The sequence below is a fragment of the Pseudoalteromonas sp. NFXS39 genome, from assembly GCF_040148775.1.
GTDB lineage: Bacteria > Pseudomonadota > Gammaproteobacteria > Enterobacterales > Alteromonadaceae > Pseudoalteromonas > Pseudoalteromonas apostichopi.
Map to the genome: position 1 here is coordinate 57847 of NZ_JAGDEC010000008.1, position 17727 is coordinate 75573.

General features: G+C 42.0%; 14 protein-coding genes. 6 read left to right on the forward strand and 8 right to left on the reverse strand.

The genetic code is table 11. The features are described 5' to 3' along the window. Genes J3455_RS15225 through J3455_RS15235 form a run of 3 tightly spaced genes read left to right on the forward strand, consistent with a single transcriptional unit; the run spans position 1 to position 3298 of the window. Entirely contained in the window at positions 1 to 1542 is a 1542-nt protein-coding gene (locus J3455_RS15225) for a tryptophan halogenase family protein (RefSeq protein WP_286257250.1), read from the forward strand. Between the two features lie 20 nt (positions 1543 to 1562). Next, positions 1563 to 2288: a SapC family protein gene (locus J3455_RS15230; protein ID WP_178926635.1), complete on the forward strand. Its 726-nt coding sequence runs from the start codon at positions 1563 to 1565 to the stop codon at positions 2286 to 2288. Continuing rightward, a complete protein-coding gene (locus J3455_RS15235) occupies positions 2288 to 3298 on the forward strand; it encodes a cupin-like domain-containing protein (RefSeq protein WP_349561999.1) in 1011 nt (336 codons plus the stop codon). Before J3455_RS15230 ends, J3455_RS15235 begins: the two co-directional genes overlap by 1 nt. Positions 3299 to 3363: 65 nt before the next feature. Here the strand turns inward: J3455_RS15235 and J3455_RS15240 are convergent, their stop codons facing one another. Genes J3455_RS15240 through J3455_RS15250 form a run of 3 tightly spaced genes read right to left on the reverse strand, consistent with a single transcriptional unit; the run spans position 3364 to position 8174 of the window. Beyond that, positions 3364 to 4389 carry a glycoside hydrolase family 16 protein gene (locus J3455_RS15240; protein ID WP_349562000.1) on the reverse strand — a complete coding sequence of 342 codons (1026 nt, stop codon included), beginning with the start codon at positions 4387 to 4389 and terminating at the stop codon, positions 3364 to 3366. Beyond that, positions 4380 to 6896, reverse strand: a complete 2517-nt coding sequence (locus J3455_RS15245) for a glycoside hydrolase family 3 protein (protein WP_349562001.1) — start codon at positions 6894 to 6896, stop codon at positions 4380 to 4382. The genes J3455_RS15240 and J3455_RS15245 overlap by 10 nt, the downstream gene beginning before the upstream one ends. A 9-nt stretch (positions 6897 to 6905) precedes the next feature. Then, positions 6906 to 8174 carry a sugar MFS transporter gene (locus J3455_RS15250; protein ID WP_130049588.1) on the reverse strand — a complete coding sequence of 423 codons (1269 nt, stop codon included), beginning with the start codon at positions 8172 to 8174 and terminating at the stop codon, positions 6906 to 6908. 230 nt (positions 8175 to 8404) lie between these two features. Between J3455_RS15250 and J3455_RS15255 the strand changes: the two genes are divergently transcribed. The 3 genes from J3455_RS15255 to J3455_RS15265 are packed head-to-tail and all read left to right on the forward strand — an operon-like array spanning position 8405 to position 12109. Then, entirely contained in the window at positions 8405 to 9733 is a 1329-nt protein-coding gene (locus J3455_RS15255) for a GH1 family beta-glucosidase (RefSeq protein ID WP_167658161.1), read from the forward strand. A gap of 24 nt (positions 9734 to 9757) precedes the next feature. After that, positions 9758 to 11089, forward strand: a complete 1332-nt coding sequence (locus J3455_RS15260) for a glycoside-pentoside-hexuronide (GPH):cation symporter (RefSeq protein WP_130049590.1) — start codon at positions 9758 to 9760, stop codon at positions 11087 to 11089. Between the two features lie 21 nt (positions 11090 to 11110). Continuing rightward, positions 11111 to 12109 carry a LacI family DNA-binding transcriptional regulator gene (locus J3455_RS15265; protein ID WP_130049591.1) on the forward strand — a complete coding sequence of 333 codons (999 nt, stop codon included), beginning with the start codon at positions 11111 to 11113 and terminating at the stop codon, positions 12107 to 12109. Here J3455_RS15265 and J3455_RS15270 read toward each other — a convergent pair. Genes J3455_RS15270 through J3455_RS15290 form a run of 5 tightly spaced genes read right to left on the reverse strand, consistent with a single transcriptional unit; the run spans position 12096 to position 17638 of the window. Beyond that, positions 12096 to 14063 (reverse strand): response regulator, encoded by a 1968-nt coding sequence (locus J3455_RS15270; protein WP_297331044.1) that lies wholly within the window; start codon positions 14061 to 14063, stop codon positions 12096 to 12098. The two genes, J3455_RS15265 and J3455_RS15270, sit on opposite strands and share 14 nt — an antisense overlap. Before the next feature lie 50 nt (positions 14064 to 14113). After that, positions 14114 to 14575, reverse strand: a complete 462-nt coding sequence (locus J3455_RS15275) for a response regulator (RefSeq protein WP_130049593.1) — start codon at positions 14573 to 14575, stop codon at positions 14114 to 14116. Continuing rightward, positions 14575 to 16053 carry a sensor histidine kinase gene (locus J3455_RS15280; protein WP_167658164.1) on the reverse strand — a complete coding sequence of 493 codons (1479 nt, stop codon included), beginning with the start codon at positions 16051 to 16053 and terminating at the stop codon, positions 14575 to 14577. Before J3455_RS15280 ends, J3455_RS15275 begins: the two co-directional genes overlap by 1 nt. Before the next feature lie 22 nt (positions 16054 to 16075). Continuing rightward, complete coding sequence (locus tag J3455_RS15285; protein ID WP_130049595.1) at positions 16076 to 16291, reverse strand: histidine kinase; 216 nt, start codon at positions 16289 to 16291, stop codon at positions 16076 to 16078. Between the two features lie 6 nt (positions 16292 to 16297). Further along, positions 16298 to 17638 carry a sigma-54-dependent transcriptional regulator gene (locus J3455_RS15290; protein ID WP_130049596.1) on the reverse strand — a complete coding sequence of 447 codons (1341 nt, stop codon included), beginning with the start codon at positions 17636 to 17638 and terminating at the stop codon, positions 16298 to 16300. Between the last annotated feature and the right edge of the window lie 89 nt (positions 17639 to 17727).

Below are 17727 nucleotides of genomic sequence, written 5' to 3' on the forward strand. Positions count from 1 at the left end.
ATGCAACAGAATGAAGTAAAAAAAGTCGTCATTTTAGGTGGGGGTACTGCGGGTTGGTTATCTGCAGGCTTAATTGCTGCCCAACCCCACTTAACTCACAACGCACACATTACACTAATTGAATCGCCAGATATTGCCACTATAGGTGTTGGTGAAGGTACTTGGCCAACCATGCGACAAACCTTAAAAACCATCGGCATTAGCGAAAGTGAATTTATTCAACGCTGTGATGCGTCTTTTAAACAGGGTTCACGCTTTGATAGCTGGTGCGACGATGAAGGCGACGCACATTATTATCACCCATTCAGCTTACCGGTGGCTTATCAGCAATTAAATATTGCACCTTACTGGTTTGCCAACAAAGATGCCGTGAGTTTTAGTCACGCAGTGGCAAGCCAAACCTACTTGTGCGATCACCATAAAGCGCCGAAAAACCACTTACATAGCGCCTATCAAGGTGAAGCAAACTATGGCTATCATTTAGATGCTGGTAAGTTTGCCATACTGCTGCAACAGCACTGCACTACAAAACTAAAAGTTGAGCATATCGTCAGCCATGTTGAAAGCATCAATAGTGATGAGGATGGCTATATTAGTTCATTACAAACACACGATCATGGCGCTATCACGGGTGATATATTTATTGATTGCTCTGGCACCCACGCAAAGCTGTTACATCAGCATTACGGTATCGAACTAATCGAGCAACAAGATGTGCTATTTAACGACCGAGCAGTTGCCGTTCAGGTACCTTATTTAAACCCGCAACAAGAGATTCTTTCTTATACCAAAGCCACTGCTCAAGATGCGGGTTGGATTTGGGATATTGGCCTACAAAGCCGCCGTGGTCTTGGTATGGTGTACTCAAGCCGCTTTGCCAGTAGCGAAGATGCGAAACATGCACTTAGCCAATACATTGCAAAAACCCAGCCTGGCACAGAACAAAGTGAATTGACATTTCGTGAAATCAGTTTTAACCCCGGCTATAGACGCCGTTTTTGGTATAAAAACTGTTTAGCTATTGGTATGTCTGCAGGCTTTATTGAACCACTTGAAGCCTCAGCGTTAGTCATGGTGGAACTTGGTCTTAATAATTTACTTGCCAATTTCCCCACTCATCGTGCTGCAATGCCGACACTGGCAAAGCGTTTTGATGAGCAATGCCATTATCGCTGGCAACGTATCATTGAGTTTTTAAAGCTGCATTATGTGCTGTCAAAGCGCACTAGCCCCTATTGGCAAGCTCATAAAGAGGCAAACTCAATCCCTGTGCAGCTGCAAGAAAACTTAGCTCTTTGGCAATATCAAAGCCCGTGGCTAAACGACTTTGACCGCACTCAAGAGGTCTTCTCTGCGGCCAGTTACCAGTATGTACTTTATGGTATGAAACAACTACCACAATTCCCTGTACTTGCAATGCCAACGGCTATTATTGAGCACTTTAGTGCTAACCAACAACAAGCCAAACGCGGATTACAACAACTACCAACTAACCGCGAGCTGTTAAATCATATTCAGCAATTTGGCATACAACCTATTTAATCTCAGCATTAGGAGGCCCAATGGCCAATCATGTATTACTTGATAACATCAGCCATAAAGACCTAAAAGTCATCACCACACGCGGTGCTAACTGGGGCGATAATATTAGCTGCGCTACCGTATTTCCAAGTGAATTTGCTAAAGTCCAAGCAAATCAACCTATCGTATTTCGTAAGCACCCTCAAACAGGTCAATTCGAAGCCTTAGCTTTATTTGGTTTTGAAAATGGCGAGAACTTACTGCTTAACGAACAAGGTGAATTACAGCTGAGTTACTTACCACTGAGTATGCAGCGCCAGCCATTTTTAATTGGTCAACAAACTCAGTATAACAATGGCATTCCTGAGCAATCACTGGTGGTACATATTGATTTAGATAGCCCACGCATAAGCACACGCGATGGCGAAGCAATTTTTCTTGAACATGGTGGTAATAGCGATTATTTAAACCATATTGCTCAAGTACTTAACGCGTTACATCAAGAACATCAAACAATTAACCACTTTTTTGAGCGTTTGCTTAGCGTTAATTTACTCGAATCTTTCAGTATTGAATATGCGGATAAAAATGGCGAAAAAGTCACAGTGAACGGCTTTTATACCATTAACCAACAGGTACTACACGATTTAACCGCTGAGCAACTTAAGCAGTTACAACAGCAAGGTGACTTGCAGGCTATTTATATGGTGTTGGCATCAATGGAAAAAATCCCTCATTTGCTTAATAGAAAATGGGCTCAGCAGTAATGTTTGCGGCTGCGCCAATAAAAGAATGCCAGGCTTCAAGCATTCCTGATCTTAAACCTTTTTTAGCTGAGCTTACTGAACCACTGGTAATAAGAGATCTCTGTGCTGATTGGCCCCAAGTGATTGCAGCTAAACAAGGCTCTAAAAGCGCTTTAGACTATCTTTTAGGTCTTGCCAATAATGCTCCGGTGCGAAGCTTTAGTAGCGAGGCAATTCATCATGGTCGGTATTTTTATAACGCTGATTTATCGGGGCTTAATTTTTCACAGCACGCCGATAGTCTTCAGGCTGTATTGCAAAAACTAGCATTAAAACTGTCGCAAACCGATAATGATTCGTTGTATATGGGTTCCACTGCAGTAGAGTATTGCGCTCCGGGCTTTAGCCTTGAGAACCCATTAATAGTGACCGATTATAATTGCCTTACAAGCCTCTGGGTGGGGAATCATAGCCAGATTGCGGCTCACTATGACAATGCCGATAACCTAGCTTGTGTTGCAGCTGGTGAACGCACTTTTACTCTAATGCCAACCGATCAGGTCAATAACCTTTACGTTGGCCCGCTGGAGTTTACACCTGCTGGACAAGCAATTAGCTTAGTTGATTTTAGTAACCCAGATTTGAGCCGTTTTCCACGTTTTAAAGAGGCTCTTTCAAAGGCTCAATCAGCTACCCTTACCCCTGGCGATGCTATCTATATACCTGCTCTATGGTGGCATCAGGTTAGCGCGACCAGTCCATTTAATGTATTAGTAAACTATTGGTGGCGACAAGCCCCAGAGTATTTGGCAAACCCATTTGATGCCATGCTGCACAGTATGTTGGCGATTAAAGACTTACCAAACGAGCACAAGCAGAAATGGCAGCAACTATTTAATCATTATGTCTTTGCTGATGATGTGGATTTAGCAAGCCATGTAGCTGAGCCTGTACAAGGGATATTAGCAGATATCGACGAAATAACAGCGAGAAGATTAAGACAGCTATTACTACAAAAGCTCAACCGATAGAATGAACCAAAAGCCAGCTGATACAACGAGTTCGGCGATGTATCTGCAGGCTTTTGGCTCATAATTTACTTACCCTTTATTTGTACTGCAGATGGCTGTGTAGTTGCACAACCAATGCCTGTTTCAATATTTTTACTACATTGAAAAACACGTACATAATCGACCAGCATTTGCTTAGGGTAACCCGCAAAATCAACGCCTTTGTCATTCACATTTGCAGGCCAGTTTCCGCCTACAGCAAAGTTAAGGAGTAAGTGAAAACGCTGATCAAATGGAGCAAACCCCTTATTTTCTATAAACGAGCCGTCTTGTTGTTGTGATGTTGAATACCAATGGTCGTGGTGAAATGTCGCATAATGAACATCATCAACATACCAACGAATTTCATCTTGTTGCCATTCAAGGGCATAAACATGAAAATTATCAGCCGGGTTATCTACTTCGCTGAAACGATAAGGCGTACCACTGTAGACATTTTCTGGCGCAGGACCACCGTAATGCAAAGTGCCGTGTACGCGTGTCTCAAGGCTACCTGCTGGCGCTGTTTTGTCATCAGTAAGGGTCTTTAGATTCACCGCTTCCATGATGTCTATTTCGCCTGAAGATGCCCAGCGGCCATAATGCCAATCAGTAGGTAACATCCAAATCGCAGGCCACGCCCCTTGTCCTGCAGGCAATTTAGCGCGAATTTCAAAACGGCCATATCGCCAATCAGCTAAGTTTTTAGTACGTAAACGTGCAGAAGTAAAAGGCTGTGTTGCCACCTTTTCTCGCTCAGCATCGCTGCTTACTTCATCGCGATTATGTAAAGGCCCAGTGTATTGCTCTTGCCGAGCAACAATATGCAATAAGCCATTTTTGACAAAACTGTTTTCACTTCGTGCGGTGTAGCATTGCTGCTCATCATTACCGCCACCTCGACAATTGACTTCATGTTGCCACTTAGCCAAATCAAGAGTATTTTGTGAAAATTCATCTTGCCAAACTAACTGCCATCCATCACCTAAGCTAGCTTTGACAGGCTCAGCAGTTTGCTGACAGGCGCTAAATACACCTGTTAGCAAAATAACGACATATGGTTTTACTGACATGAGACTGAAGAGTCCTGCGTGTGTGAGCTACTTAATGATAATTTAGCAATTGATACTTGCCATGCACCTTCAGTAGCTAACTGCCACGGTGAGAACACTTGCCCAAGCTGCACACCTTGTTCAGCAAAGCAGCTCAAATCAACGGTTAGCGTCTGCCAATCACTTGTACCTTTAACTTGTTTGCTAATATCAAATTGACCGTCACAGTTTTCACCACACTGCATACCTAGCATTAACGGCGCATCAGCAGCTTGATCTACTTTAATTTGCATTTCTAACTGACCAGCTTTTTCAACGTATGAGCGCAGATCCGACGGGAACGCCGCCATTAAACGAACAGCAGCTGCTTCCTTACCATTAAAGCTGATTGCGCGCGCATCTTCTTGCACGTCTTTATCAAAGGTTTTTACGCTAACAGCATTTAATGCTGCACGGCTGCTGGTCATAGCTTGCAGCTCAGAACCACTTTGCAACTGTAGTGACCATGGTGCTTTTACGGCACGTTCAAATAATACTAAGTCTTCTAATTTAGCAGAAACTTGTGATTTTTCGCTCAGGTCATCCGCTAATGTATTTTTATCTTGATAAGTTAAACCAAAGCCATAAGGCAGTAGTGGCGCATAATCTTTATCACCACGATTTTGGTTACCTACAGGATTATTTGGCCATGAAAAAGATAACTTACCTTTAAAGTCATGATTGATAGAGCCATCTTGCTTTTTAAAGATAACATCGCTAATCGCATCACCTTCGCTACCAGGTAACCAAGTTGCAACAAACGCATCACTAGCATTAAGCTCAGCATTCACCCACATTGGGCGACCACTAATAAATAGTGACACCACAGGAATACCCGCATCTTTTAACTTTTTAAGAAGTGCTAAATCAGTTTTATTACCGCGTTGATATTCAAGGTTATCTAAATCACCATTGCCTTCTGCATACGGCTGCTCACCAAATACTACAATCGCAACATCAGGCTTAGTCTCAAAGGCACCATTTTCATCGTATTGAACTTGCCCACCGGCTTGCTCAACGGTTGCTTTAATGCCATCAAAAATAGAGCTACCACCCGGGAAGTCACTATTTTCATTGCCTGTGCCTTGCCATGTAATCGTCCAGCCACCAGACTGCATGCCAATGTTATCAGCACCCTGACCTGCAACTAATACATTTGTATTTGGTGATAGAGGTAATAACGCTTGCTTATTTTTCAAAAGCACCAATGATTCACGTACCGCTTGTTTTGCAATTGCACGATGCTCAGCACTGCCAATAATCTCTGTTTTACCAGAAAGCGGACGCTTAGCTGGGCTTGGTTTATCAAACAAACCAGCGCGCATTTTTACACGTAAGATACGCGTTACCGCATCATCAATTCGGCTTTGCGCAATTTCACCACTTTTCACTTGCTTGATGAGATTTTCGTATAGTGGTTTCCATGCATCTGTCGGAACCATATACACATCAAGGCCCGCATTTGCGGCTTGTGCACAATTGCCATTAGTACACCCCGGAATTTGACCGTGGCCGTTCCAGTCACCGACAACAAAACCGTCAAAGCCCATTTTGCCTTTTAACACGTCGGTAAGTAGATATTTGCTGCCGTGAATTTTTTCACCATTCCAGCTGTTAAATGACGCCATCACGGTTTGTGCACCCGCACCTAAGCCACCAACATAACCTTGCGCATGAATATCAAATAACTCTTGCTCTGATGCTGTGTTATTACCTTGGTCATCACCACCTTCTGTACCGCCATCGCCTAAAAAGTGTTTAACAGTGCTAATTACGCGCTTATCAGATAAGAAATCGTTATCAACCGCGCCTTGCAAACCTCTAACGATAGCTGCTGAGTAAGATTTAACAATTTCAGGGTCTTCAGAGTAGCCCTCGTAAGTTCGACCCCAGCGGTCATCACGCACAACAGCCACAGTTGGCGCGAACACCCAGTCGATACCAGTTACCATCACTTCTTGCGCTGTAGCAGCTGCAATTTTTTCGATTAGCTCAGGGTTATTTGTCGCACCCAAGCCAATGTTATGTGGGAATAATGTCGCACCAATAACGTTGTTATGACCATGTACTGCATCGGTGCCCCACATGGTAGGTATAGAGCTACCATCGAGCGAGTCATCTATAGAGGCTTGATACATTTTCTCAGCAAGGTCAATCCAGTCAGCGGCGCTGGCATGTTTGTCATTATTAGGGAATGCTCCACCACCATTAAGATAAGAACCAAAGCCATATTTACGCATATCTTCAACGGTAATATCGCGAATTTCTGGCTGGATCATTTGAGCAATTTTTTGCTCTAGGGTCATATTTGTGAGTATTTTCGCAATTTTTGCTTCCATCTCTGGATTTGCTGCAATACCTGTTTCGATGTTTGGCCAAATTTCTTGCTCAGCGTTCACGTTTGTAACCTTGTCTTGCCCACTACAACCTAGCATGCTGACGCTTGCCATCATTAACGAACAGAGAGTGAATGTTTTTTTCAATTTCATTTTTTTCACCTATGATGATTGCTGAGTCTGAGTCGATACTTTTGAGCCAACCAGCGCAAAGTAAGTAATGTATAAGTAACATGCAATTGGTAAAAATAGCGCCATTTGCACACCAATAGAATCCGCTAAAATACCTTGTAATAGAGGAATAATTGCACCACCCACAATCGCTAAACATAAAATGCCTGAGCCTTTAGAGGTGTATTTACCAAGACCATGTAGCGCTAGGCTGAAAATCGTTGGGAACATAATCGAATTACATAGACCCACGAGTAAAATTGCCCACATAGCAAGGCTTCCCTCACCCGTCATGGCAATCACAACAAGCATTACGGCAAGTAAGCCATGACATGCTAATACCTTACCTGCATTAAATTTTTGCATTACAGCCGCACCAATAAAGCGACCAACCATGGCTCCTGCGAAATAATAACTAATATAATGAGCGGCCTCTTTTTCTGCTAAACCCGCAATATTATCAAGGGTCAAAAAGCCCACTAAGAAGCTACCAATTGCCACTTCTGCGCCCACATACACAAAGATACCTACGGCGCCTAAAATTAAATGGCGATAACGCCAAACACTGCCTAAATCAACAAAGTCTTCTAAATCTTGATGAGCCGCTTCACTGTCACTTTCTTTACCTAGTTTTGGTAGCTTTAAAAATGCGAAGATAACGGCAAGTATTAATAAGCTTAACGACAACATTAAATAAGGTAGCTTCACTTCTTCTGCCGTGGCTTGGCTAATTTCAGATAGAATCAACCAACCACCAAAAATTGGCGCAACCGTCGTTCCTAATGAGTTAAATGCTTGTGTCATAGTCAAACGTGAAGAGGCTGTCTTTTGCGGACCAAGTACGCTTACGTAAGGATTTGCAGATACTTGTAAAATAGTGATACCTGATGCCAGTACAAACAAGGCCAGTAAAAATAGCTCATAAACATGGGCAACAGCGGCAGGGTAAAATAGTGCACAACCAACGGATGCAACCACCAAACCCACAACAATACCAAGCTGATAGCCAATTCGACTGACCAACTTACCTGCCGGAATTGACATCACAAAATACGCACCAAAGAAGCAAAATTGGATGAGCATAGCCTGCGTATAGTTAAGTGAAAACATACCTTTTAAGTAAGGGATTAATATGTCATTTAGACAAGTTATAAATCCCCACATAAAAAATAATGTGGTCAATGATGCCAGTGCGAAGTGTTGCTTTGGCATATCTGCTTGGCTTGAAGCAGCCGAAACAGGAGTTGATACATGAGCCATAATTTTCTTCTCTAGTTAATTATATTTATCAGTTTGTTACAGCAAAATTTGGTACTTAATCACTAACAACAAATAGCGAAATATGTTGCAACATTAAATGTAAGCGCTTACATTTATAACATATTAATCATATTTAGCAATTTATTTGCAGAAAAATTGTAAGCGCTTACAGCCGAGTCTAAACTCTAATCAGCTAAGTCTTACACTAACCCGAAGGACGCGTATCAACTGTGCATAAATCAATTTCACTGTTACCTGATTCACCTTTACTCAAACCCGAGTTCACTTTCGGTGTTGCAACGGCCTCATTTCAGATTGAAGGTGCACGCGAGCAACGCCTCGATTGTATCTGGGATACATTTTGTGAAAAGCCTGGAACCATCGCAGACCAAAGTCATGGTAATGTAGCTTGTGACCATGTTGCTCGTTGGCAGCAAGATGTCGAGATGATTGTAGACTTGAGCGTAGATGCTTACCGCTTATCTATTTCGTGGCCTAGAGTCATGCTTCAAGATGGCTCGGTAAACGAGCAGGGAATGGCGTTTTATGTTCAGTTATTAACAGCTTTAAAAGCACGTAATATTAAAACCTATGTTACTTTATATCACTGGGATTTACCCCAATACCTTGAAGATAATGGTGGCTGGTTAAATCGTGAAACGGCCTATAAATTCAAAGAATATGCCGAACTTGTGACTCGCCATTTGGGTCACCTGGTTGATTCATTTGCAACCTTGAACGAGCCTTTTTGCAGTGCCTATTTGGGTTATGAGGTGGGTGTACATGCACCTGGTATTAAATCACAACAGGCGGGTCGTCAAGCAGCTCATCACTTATTGCTTGCTCATGGCCTTGCCATGCAAGTATTACGTAAAAACTGCCCAGAAACAGAAGCGGGTATCGTATTAAACTTCAGCCCGACCTACCCTTTAACAGCCGATGATATAAAAGCCGCAGAACTTGCTGATCAGTACCATAATCAATGGTATATCAAAGCTGTTTTAGAAGGCGCTTACCCATCTTTATTTAATGATTTAGCTGATGAAGTTAAGCCCACTATTGTTGCTGGCGATATGGCGATAATTAGCCAAGCCGTCGACTTTATTGGCGTTAACTACTATACCCGCATACACTACAAAAATACCGCTGATGGCTGGTTTGAAGAAGCAAGCCTTGCGGGTGTACGTGTTACAGATATGGGCTGGGAAGTTTACCCACAAGGTTTAACTGAGCTTTTGGTATCACTGCATCAGCAATATGATTTGCCAAAAATGTATATCACTGAGAATGGCGCAGCCATGGCCGACACGTTAGAAAACGGTGAAGTGAACGACATTGAACGTGTAGATTATTATCATACCCACTTAAATGCGGTTTGTGATGCAATTCGCCAAGGCGTCGATATTCAAGGCTACTTTGCGTGGAGCTTAATGGACAACTTTGAATGGGCGTATGGCTACGAAAAGCGCTTTGGATTAGTTTATATTGATTATCAAAACCAACAACGCATTTTAAAAGAAAGCGCAAAACAATATCGCACACTACTTAAACAGCGATAAAAATAACAACAATCGAGAACACACATGCTGACTAAAAGAGAAAAAATAGCCTACGGATTAGGCGACACAGCAAGTAATATCATCTTTCAAACGGTGATGTTATTTTTAACTTTTTTCTATACTGATATCTTTGGTATTTCACCCGCTATTGTTGGCACCTTGTTTTTAGTGGTGAGAGTCGTTGATGCAATTACTGACCCATTGATGGGGGCTTTAACTGATTCAACCCGTACTAAGTGGGGAAGTTATCGTCCCTACTTACTCTGGCTTGCCCTACCATTCGGGGTGATCAGTATGATCACCTTCACCACGCCAAACCTACCTGAGTCAGGTAAAGTCATATACGCTTTTGTTACTTACACTTTACTGATGCTGGTTTATACCGCTATTAATATTCCTTACTCAGCGTTAGGGGGAGTATTAAGTGGCGACCCTAAAGAGCGAGTATCTATTCAGTCTTATCGATTTGTATTTGGCATGCTCGGCGGCTTAATTGTCAGCGCCTGTACTTTGCCTTTAGTCAACTGGCTTGGAAAAGGTGACAACGCCACAGGCTATCAACTCACTATGGCCTTGATGAGTGGCTTAGGCGTCATTCTATTTTTAATTTGTTTTCGCTTTACCAAAGAACGCGTTGCGGCTCATAACAGCTCATCATTAAGCTGGAAAAACCGCATGAGCACGCTTTGGCAAAATGGCCCGTTTAAGGTGTTGTGCTTTGCTGCATTTATGCTGTTAACCAGTATGGTATTACGTACAACCCTTGCCATTTACTATGTAAAATATGTACTTGGTGAAGCCGAGCTAGTCACTTATTTTGTTACCATCGGTATGATAGGTAACATTCTTGGTTGTGCTTGTGCGAACCCACTGAGTAAACGAGTTGATAAGAAAACCGCCTATATTCGTTTGCAATATATCTCTGCAGCAATTAGTTGCGTGGCATTTTGGTTGCCTGGCGAGCAGCTGATACTTGCCTTTGTGGTGTACTTTTTATGGTGTTTTTTCACGCAAATGGCGACCCCTTTATTGTGGGCAAAAATGGCTGACACCATAGATTATGGGCAATGGAAAACTGGTGAAAGACTGACAGGCCTTGTTTACGCGAGCGTAGTATTTTTTATTAAGCTTGGTCTTGCCCTTGGTGGTGCAATTGCAGGTTGGTTACTCGCATTTTATGGCTATGAAGCAAATACCGAACTGAGTGAGCAGACACTTTCGGGTATCTTAATTTCATTTACCCTTTACCCTGCAATAGGTAGTATGCTTGTCGCTTTTATCATGAAAAGGTATATTCTTGATAATCAAACAGTTGAGCAGATCAGTGCCGACTTATCGTTAAAGCAGCATCCATAACTTTGTTTAGTAAGGAATAACATGGCCACCATTTATGAGGTGTCGAAACTTGCAGGTGTTTCCCTTGCAACCGTTTCAAGAGTAATGAACAACAATGCAAATGTCAGTGATGCCACCCGTAAAAAGGTCACTGCTGCAATGGATAAACTTGGCTATAGACCTAATTCAATTGCTCAGTCATTGGCATCAAATTGCTCTAACAGTGTTGGCTTATTGGTCTCTGAATTACAAGGTCCATTCTACGGGCCTATGATGAGTGGCATTGAAGATACCTTTCGTAATCAAGGCAAACACCTGATTATTGCTGCAGGTCACAGTGATGAAGAACGCGAAAAACAAGGCATTGAATTTCTGATTAGTCGTAATTGCGATGGTCTTATTTTGCATGTTGAAGCAGTTAGCGACGAGTATCTTATTAAACTCAGTAAAGGTCGAACTCCCTTTGTATTGATCAACCGCTATATCAGTGAACTCAGTGACCGCTGTATTCTGCTTAACAATATCAAAGGTGGTTATTTAGCTGCTAAACATGTTTTAGAGCATGGTCATAAAAAAATTGCCTACATCAGCGGGCCTCTTTGGAAACAAGATGCCAAAGACCGCCTAGAAGGACATAAGCAAGCACTACATGAGTTTAACCTTGAGTTTGATGAAAACTTATTATTCCAAGGTGATTTTATGGAAGAGAGCGGCTATGAAGGATTAAAAGCCCTTCATCAACAAACGCATCCTTTCACTGCTTTGATATGTGCCAATGATGAAATGGCGGTTGGTGCCATGGCAAGTGCTAGAGATTTAGGTTTAACTTTACCTAAGCAATTATCGATTATGGGTTATGATAACGTGTTTTTCACCCGCCATGTTTACCCACAATTGACCACGGTTAACTACCCAATAGATGAAATGGGTCGTATGGCAGCGGACTGGGTGTTAAATCATGTTTATCAAAAACAAACCCCACCGCTACAAACATTATTTGAACCTGAGCTAGTAGTTAGGCATTCAATTAGCTGTCAATAAGCTCTGATAACAAGCCAAGATTAATCGGCTTTAAGAGGACTTGCTCAATCTCAAGAGGTTCGATTTTTTTAGGCTCTGGCTCTGCGCCACTAACAATAACTAACTTTAAGTTAGGGTGGCGCTGTTTAATTTCGCTTGCTAAATCAAGGCCTTCACCATCTGGCAAGTGCATGTCGAGTAAGACTTTATCAAAGTTTTGATCGTCTTTGAGTGTCGCAAGACACGCAACACAGTTTGGTGCTATTACCGTTTCAACACCTAAACTTTCAAGCAATAACTGAGTGATTTGCGCCGCATCACTGTCATCTTCCACCAATAAATAGCGAGTGCTCTGTATGGTCATTTCAGGGCTGTCATCTTGCTCAACCACAGGTTCAGTTTTACCTTCGCAAATATAATGATTTAGCACTTGGTAAAGCAACCCAGCATCAACAGGTTTTGCAATCATATCGTTAAAGCCAAGCGCACTTAATTCTGTTTTCACCCCTTTCATAGTGGCGGCGGTGAGGGCAATAATGGGCCCTTGATAACCCATTTTGCGAAGCTCAATAGTGGCTTCTTTGCCACCCATAACGGGCATATGCAAATCAATAAATACTATATCAAAAGGCTTACCTGCTTGCTCTGCATTAGCTACTTTTTCAATCGCTTGTTTACCGTTTTCTGCATATTCTACTTCTGCGCCAGTACTGGTGATCATATGACCAACCAGATTGCGTAAATCTTTTAGGTCGTCTACCACTAATACCCGCCCACTTGTTTTAAGCGTGGTTAGTTTTTGCTGAAAATCTGGGTTTGAATCAAAGCGAAGTACTTGGCGTTCAATATCTCGAATGTTGCCAGGGTAAATAGAAAGAGTAAACTCTGAGCCCACGCCTTGGGTTGACTCTAGTTCAATACTGCCTTGCATACGGCTCAGTAGTTCTGAACAAATTGCAAGGCCAAGCCCTGCTCCCCCCACATCTCGGGATTCAACATCAGCAATTTGTTCAAATGGCTTAAATATCAATGCTTGTTTTTCTGCTGGAATACCTAAGCCTGTATCTTTAATGCTAAAAAACAGCATTTCACGCTCCTGGACCCAAGCAGTCCAAGCGCGAACGGTAATTTCACCTTGGTTAGTAAACTTAATAGCATTATTAATGATGTTAATTAGAATTTGGCGCAGCCGAGTAGCATCGGTATTGATCACTAGAGGTAGTGCCTGTTGTGACTCAAATTTAAGAGTTAAGCCTTTATCAAGCGCTGAGACACGCATTAGGGTATAAACATCAGTCATTAAACTATCTAAATTGACATCACTGCAGTTTAGTTCAAGTTTATCAGCAGCTATTTTTGATAGGTCGAGGACATCATTAAGTAAGCTCAATAAGTGCTTACCATTTCTATAAATTACGCTCAACTCATTTTGGGCATGTAGATTTTTATCGCTGTGCATGAGTAACTCAGTGTAACCCAAGATGGATGACAATGGTGTACGTAACTCATGACTTAAATGTGCCAAGAAGCGGTCTTTAGAGCGGTTTTCTGCTTCGGCTTTTAAGCGCTCTACACGTTCATCTTCAACATCTCGGCGAGCTAAAGCATAACGAATAGCACGGGCAAAGCGGCTAGAGTTCATCTCACTCTTGACAAGATAATCAACCGCACCAGCATCAAGCGCTGCAGAATCGAGAGCTTCATCAGATTGCCCTGTCAGCATAATAATCGGACCGCGAAAACCGTTATCAACGGCCCGTTTCAGCACTTCTAAGCCATCAGAGGCGCCTAAGCGATAATCTAACAAACAAATATCATGCTTGTTTTCGCTAAGCACACTAATGGCTTGTTCTGGGCAGCTTAACCACTCAACATCGAATGTATGGGAACCTAATTGTTCTAGGTAGTCGCAGGTGAGAATATAGTCATCTTCATCGTCTTCTACTAAGAGTAATCGGGTTACCTTATCTAACATTCTGGCTCCTTATGCCAATTAGCTTAATTAAGTATTGTCGCTAATCGGAATTAATCGTTTCGTGATGTTGGCAGCTCTACAAACTCTACCCAGTATTTTCCTAGTGTTTGCATCAATTCGACTAAACCTTCAAAAGTAACCGGTTTCGTGATGTATGATGCAGCGCCTAAGTCATAGCCTCTAACCATATCTTCTTCTTGTTTTGATGTGGTTAAAATAACAACCGGAATGCCCTTCAAGTTAGGGTTCGCTTTGATTGCTTGGAGCGCTTCTCGACCGTCCATGCGCGGCATATTTAAATCAAGTAAAATCAAGCCCGGACGTGGCGATTTTTCTTTTTCACTAAATTTGCCTTTACGCTCAAGATATTCAAGCAGCTCTACACCATCTTCAACAAAAAATAGCTCGTTCAATACACGGCTTTCGGCCAATGCATCTTGGGTTAATAAACGATCATCTTCGTCGTCGTCAGCCATTAAAATAGTAATTGGTTTAACTTTATTAAGTGGCATTACGCCTCTCCTTGTAGTGTGAAAAGCGATGTTTCCACAGGTAATTTAATTGTAAAGCTTGCACCTTCATTAACGCGACTATTCGCCGTGATTTCTCCACCATGGCGTTCAACGATTCGGCGACAAACTGATAGGCCTATGCCTGTGCCCTTATATTGAGAGCGACCATGCAAACGCTGGAATGGTACAAATATTTTTTCTAGGTACTCTTCAGAAAAGCCAATTCCGTTGTCTGAAATAGTAATTATTTCCCACTCTACCTCTGCGTTATGAACTTGACTAAACTCTTTGGTTCGCTGGTAACTAATGTTGATTACAGGCGGCACATTTTCACGCCTAAACTTCACTGCATTAGACAGAATGTTTAAGAACAATTGCAGCATTTGGCTTGGATCAGCTTGAATGTGCGGTAACGTATCGAGATTAACAGTGGTTTCAGATTCATTAACCGCGATTTCAAGATCATCAAGTACTTCTGCAACAACCTCATTTAAGTCAGTATCAGTAAAGTCTTTGCCCCGAGTCGTTACTCGTGAAAATTCAAGCAAGTCATTGATTAAGTTAGACATTCGCTGAGCTGCGTTTTTCATGCGATTAATATAATCAATGCCTTTTTCACCAAGATCATCTTTAAACATTTTTTCAAGGCGGTCACTAAAAGCTTGAATCTTTCGCAGTGGCTCTTGTAAGTCATGACTTGCAACAAAAGCAAATTCTTCAAGCTCTCGATTTGAGCGGCTTAATTCATCTGAATAGATGGTCAGCTCTTGGGTGCGCTCTGCTACTTTTGCCGCAAGGTTCTCATTTTGATTTTCAAGTTCAGCTCGGTACTTGGCTTGGTTACGCAAATTGATACGTGTTAACAAGAACATACCAATAATTAATAAAGTGCTAGTAACAGCTGTAATTGCAAATGTTAACTTAGCATCGTCTTTTATTTGCGAGAGTTTAGTGAACTGATCTATCTTGAAATTAAGCTCACGCATTTGAATTTCATCAACTGCTAGGCGAATTTCTTTATATAAGTCGCGACCTTGGTTAGTTAATAACAAACTACGAGCCTTAACGTCTTTATTGGCTAAAGCCAGATCGGTCGTTTTAGTCATTACCGCAATTTTGTCATTTACTAAGTAAAGAAAACGAGCAATGCGATCTGCCTGACCCGGTATTTCTGAATGCAAACTTTTCACAAGCATTATCTGTGCTTGCATCGAGGCAATTGCATCATTGTAAGGCATTAAGTAATCTTCACGATCAGTGAGTAAATAACCACGTTGACCCGATTCAGCTTGCACCAAAGATAAGTGTAATCGCTCAATTGCTGTATTGAGCGAGTTCGTGTTATCTAGGCTGTTTTGTGTTTCAGTGAGCGAGCGAATACTATCAATAGCTAAAAAAGCGTTAGCCACCACGATACAGAGCACCACGGCAATAAAGCCAGCCCAATTGATCGCTATTTTTCCTTTTTGTTTGTGCATTTACTTCCTAATCTATGAGTGCTTAGTCAGCCCCGTGAGTGTCACTTATTTCTTGTAAGTGCTCACTACACTGCTGGCAATTAGCTATTATTTTATTTAATGCCTCAAGTGCTTTTTGCTTTGGCATATCATTTTCTAATACGAGCTTAACTAACTCTGCATTCATTGAAATACGGTTTAGCGGCGCACGAGCGTCGTGCACCATTTTTCGTAAAGACTCGTTATTATTCATAGCCATCCTTTGTTATTTATATTCGCCAATGCCTCCATAAGCATTTAAACGGTTATAAAGAGTTTTAGTACTGATCCCCAGCATTTGTGCTGCAATCGTCTTATTACCTTGTACTTTATCTAAAGTAGCGTGGATCAACTCTTTTTCAACTTCTTCAATAGTTTGCCCTGCAACAACTTGATTTGCTTGGCTCTCTTTATTCACTTTAGAGAACGGAGACTCTAATGATTCAGGCAAGGTAATAGCTGTGCCTTTAGGGTCACTCATAATAAAAGCCCGATGAATAGCGTGGCGAAGCTCACGCACGTTACCAGGCCAATCATGCCCTTCTAGCTCTTTGATTTGCGCTGCTTGCCATTTAAAGTCGGTGCCGTTTTCTTCATTGAGTTGCTCTAAAAAGGCATTGGCGAGCAGTGGAATATCTTCTTTTCGCTCACGTAGCGGTGGAATATCAATGGGGAATACCGCTAAACGAAAATAAATATCTTCACGAATAACATTGTTTTGCGCAAGGTCGGTTAAGGTGCGGTTGGTAGCAGAAATAACACGGCAATTCACTGCTTGCTCTTTGGTGCCACCCACTCGGGTTACTTTTTTGCTTTCAAGAACGCGTAGTAAGTTTGGTTGCATATCAATCGGCATTTCGGTGACTTCATCTAAAAACAAAGTACCACCAGCAGCTTGTTCAAATACACCCTCTTTGCGCGCAATAGCCCCTGTAAACGCGCCCTTTTCATGACCGAACAATTCGCTACCAATCAGCTCTTTTGAAAATGCACCACAGTTGGTTGCCACTAACGGACCATCACACTCAGTCGCATTATGAATTGCCTGCGCCACCACTTCTTTACCTGCACCACTTTCACCCATCAACATCACATTGGCAGAAGTGGCTGCAACACGCTCAATCATAGTATAAAGCTTCTGCATCACCTCAGATTCACCAATCAGGGTGCCAAAATGACGTTTTATTGCTGGTGTTGCTTTTTTCTTAGGGGCTGATTTTTTCGGGTTGAGTACACGCTCGATATCTTCGCGTTGTAAAGGTTTAACAAGATGCCCTACATTAGGTTCACACATCTCTGCTAGCTTACCTTTTACTGAAGGGTGCCCTGAAATTAATGTGACTCGAGGAGATTGACCTATTGCTTTTAAATGCTCAAGTAAATGAAGGCCGCTGCCATCTGGCAACATGAAGTCTAAAAAGACATGATCAAACGTGTTGTTTTCAAACCATTGCTCAGCTTCTGCCAAATTTGCTGCGGTATTTATATTATGCCCAAGAAACTCCACTATATGACAAACTACATCGCTAAATTCACTGTCATCATCGACCAAAAGTACGTTCAACATATTCATTTCCTAAGCTTTTTTCATCATTCTACGCAAATTTTTTTCGAAAAGAAAACCAAATACGCTAGATACCTAAATAGTTCTTAATT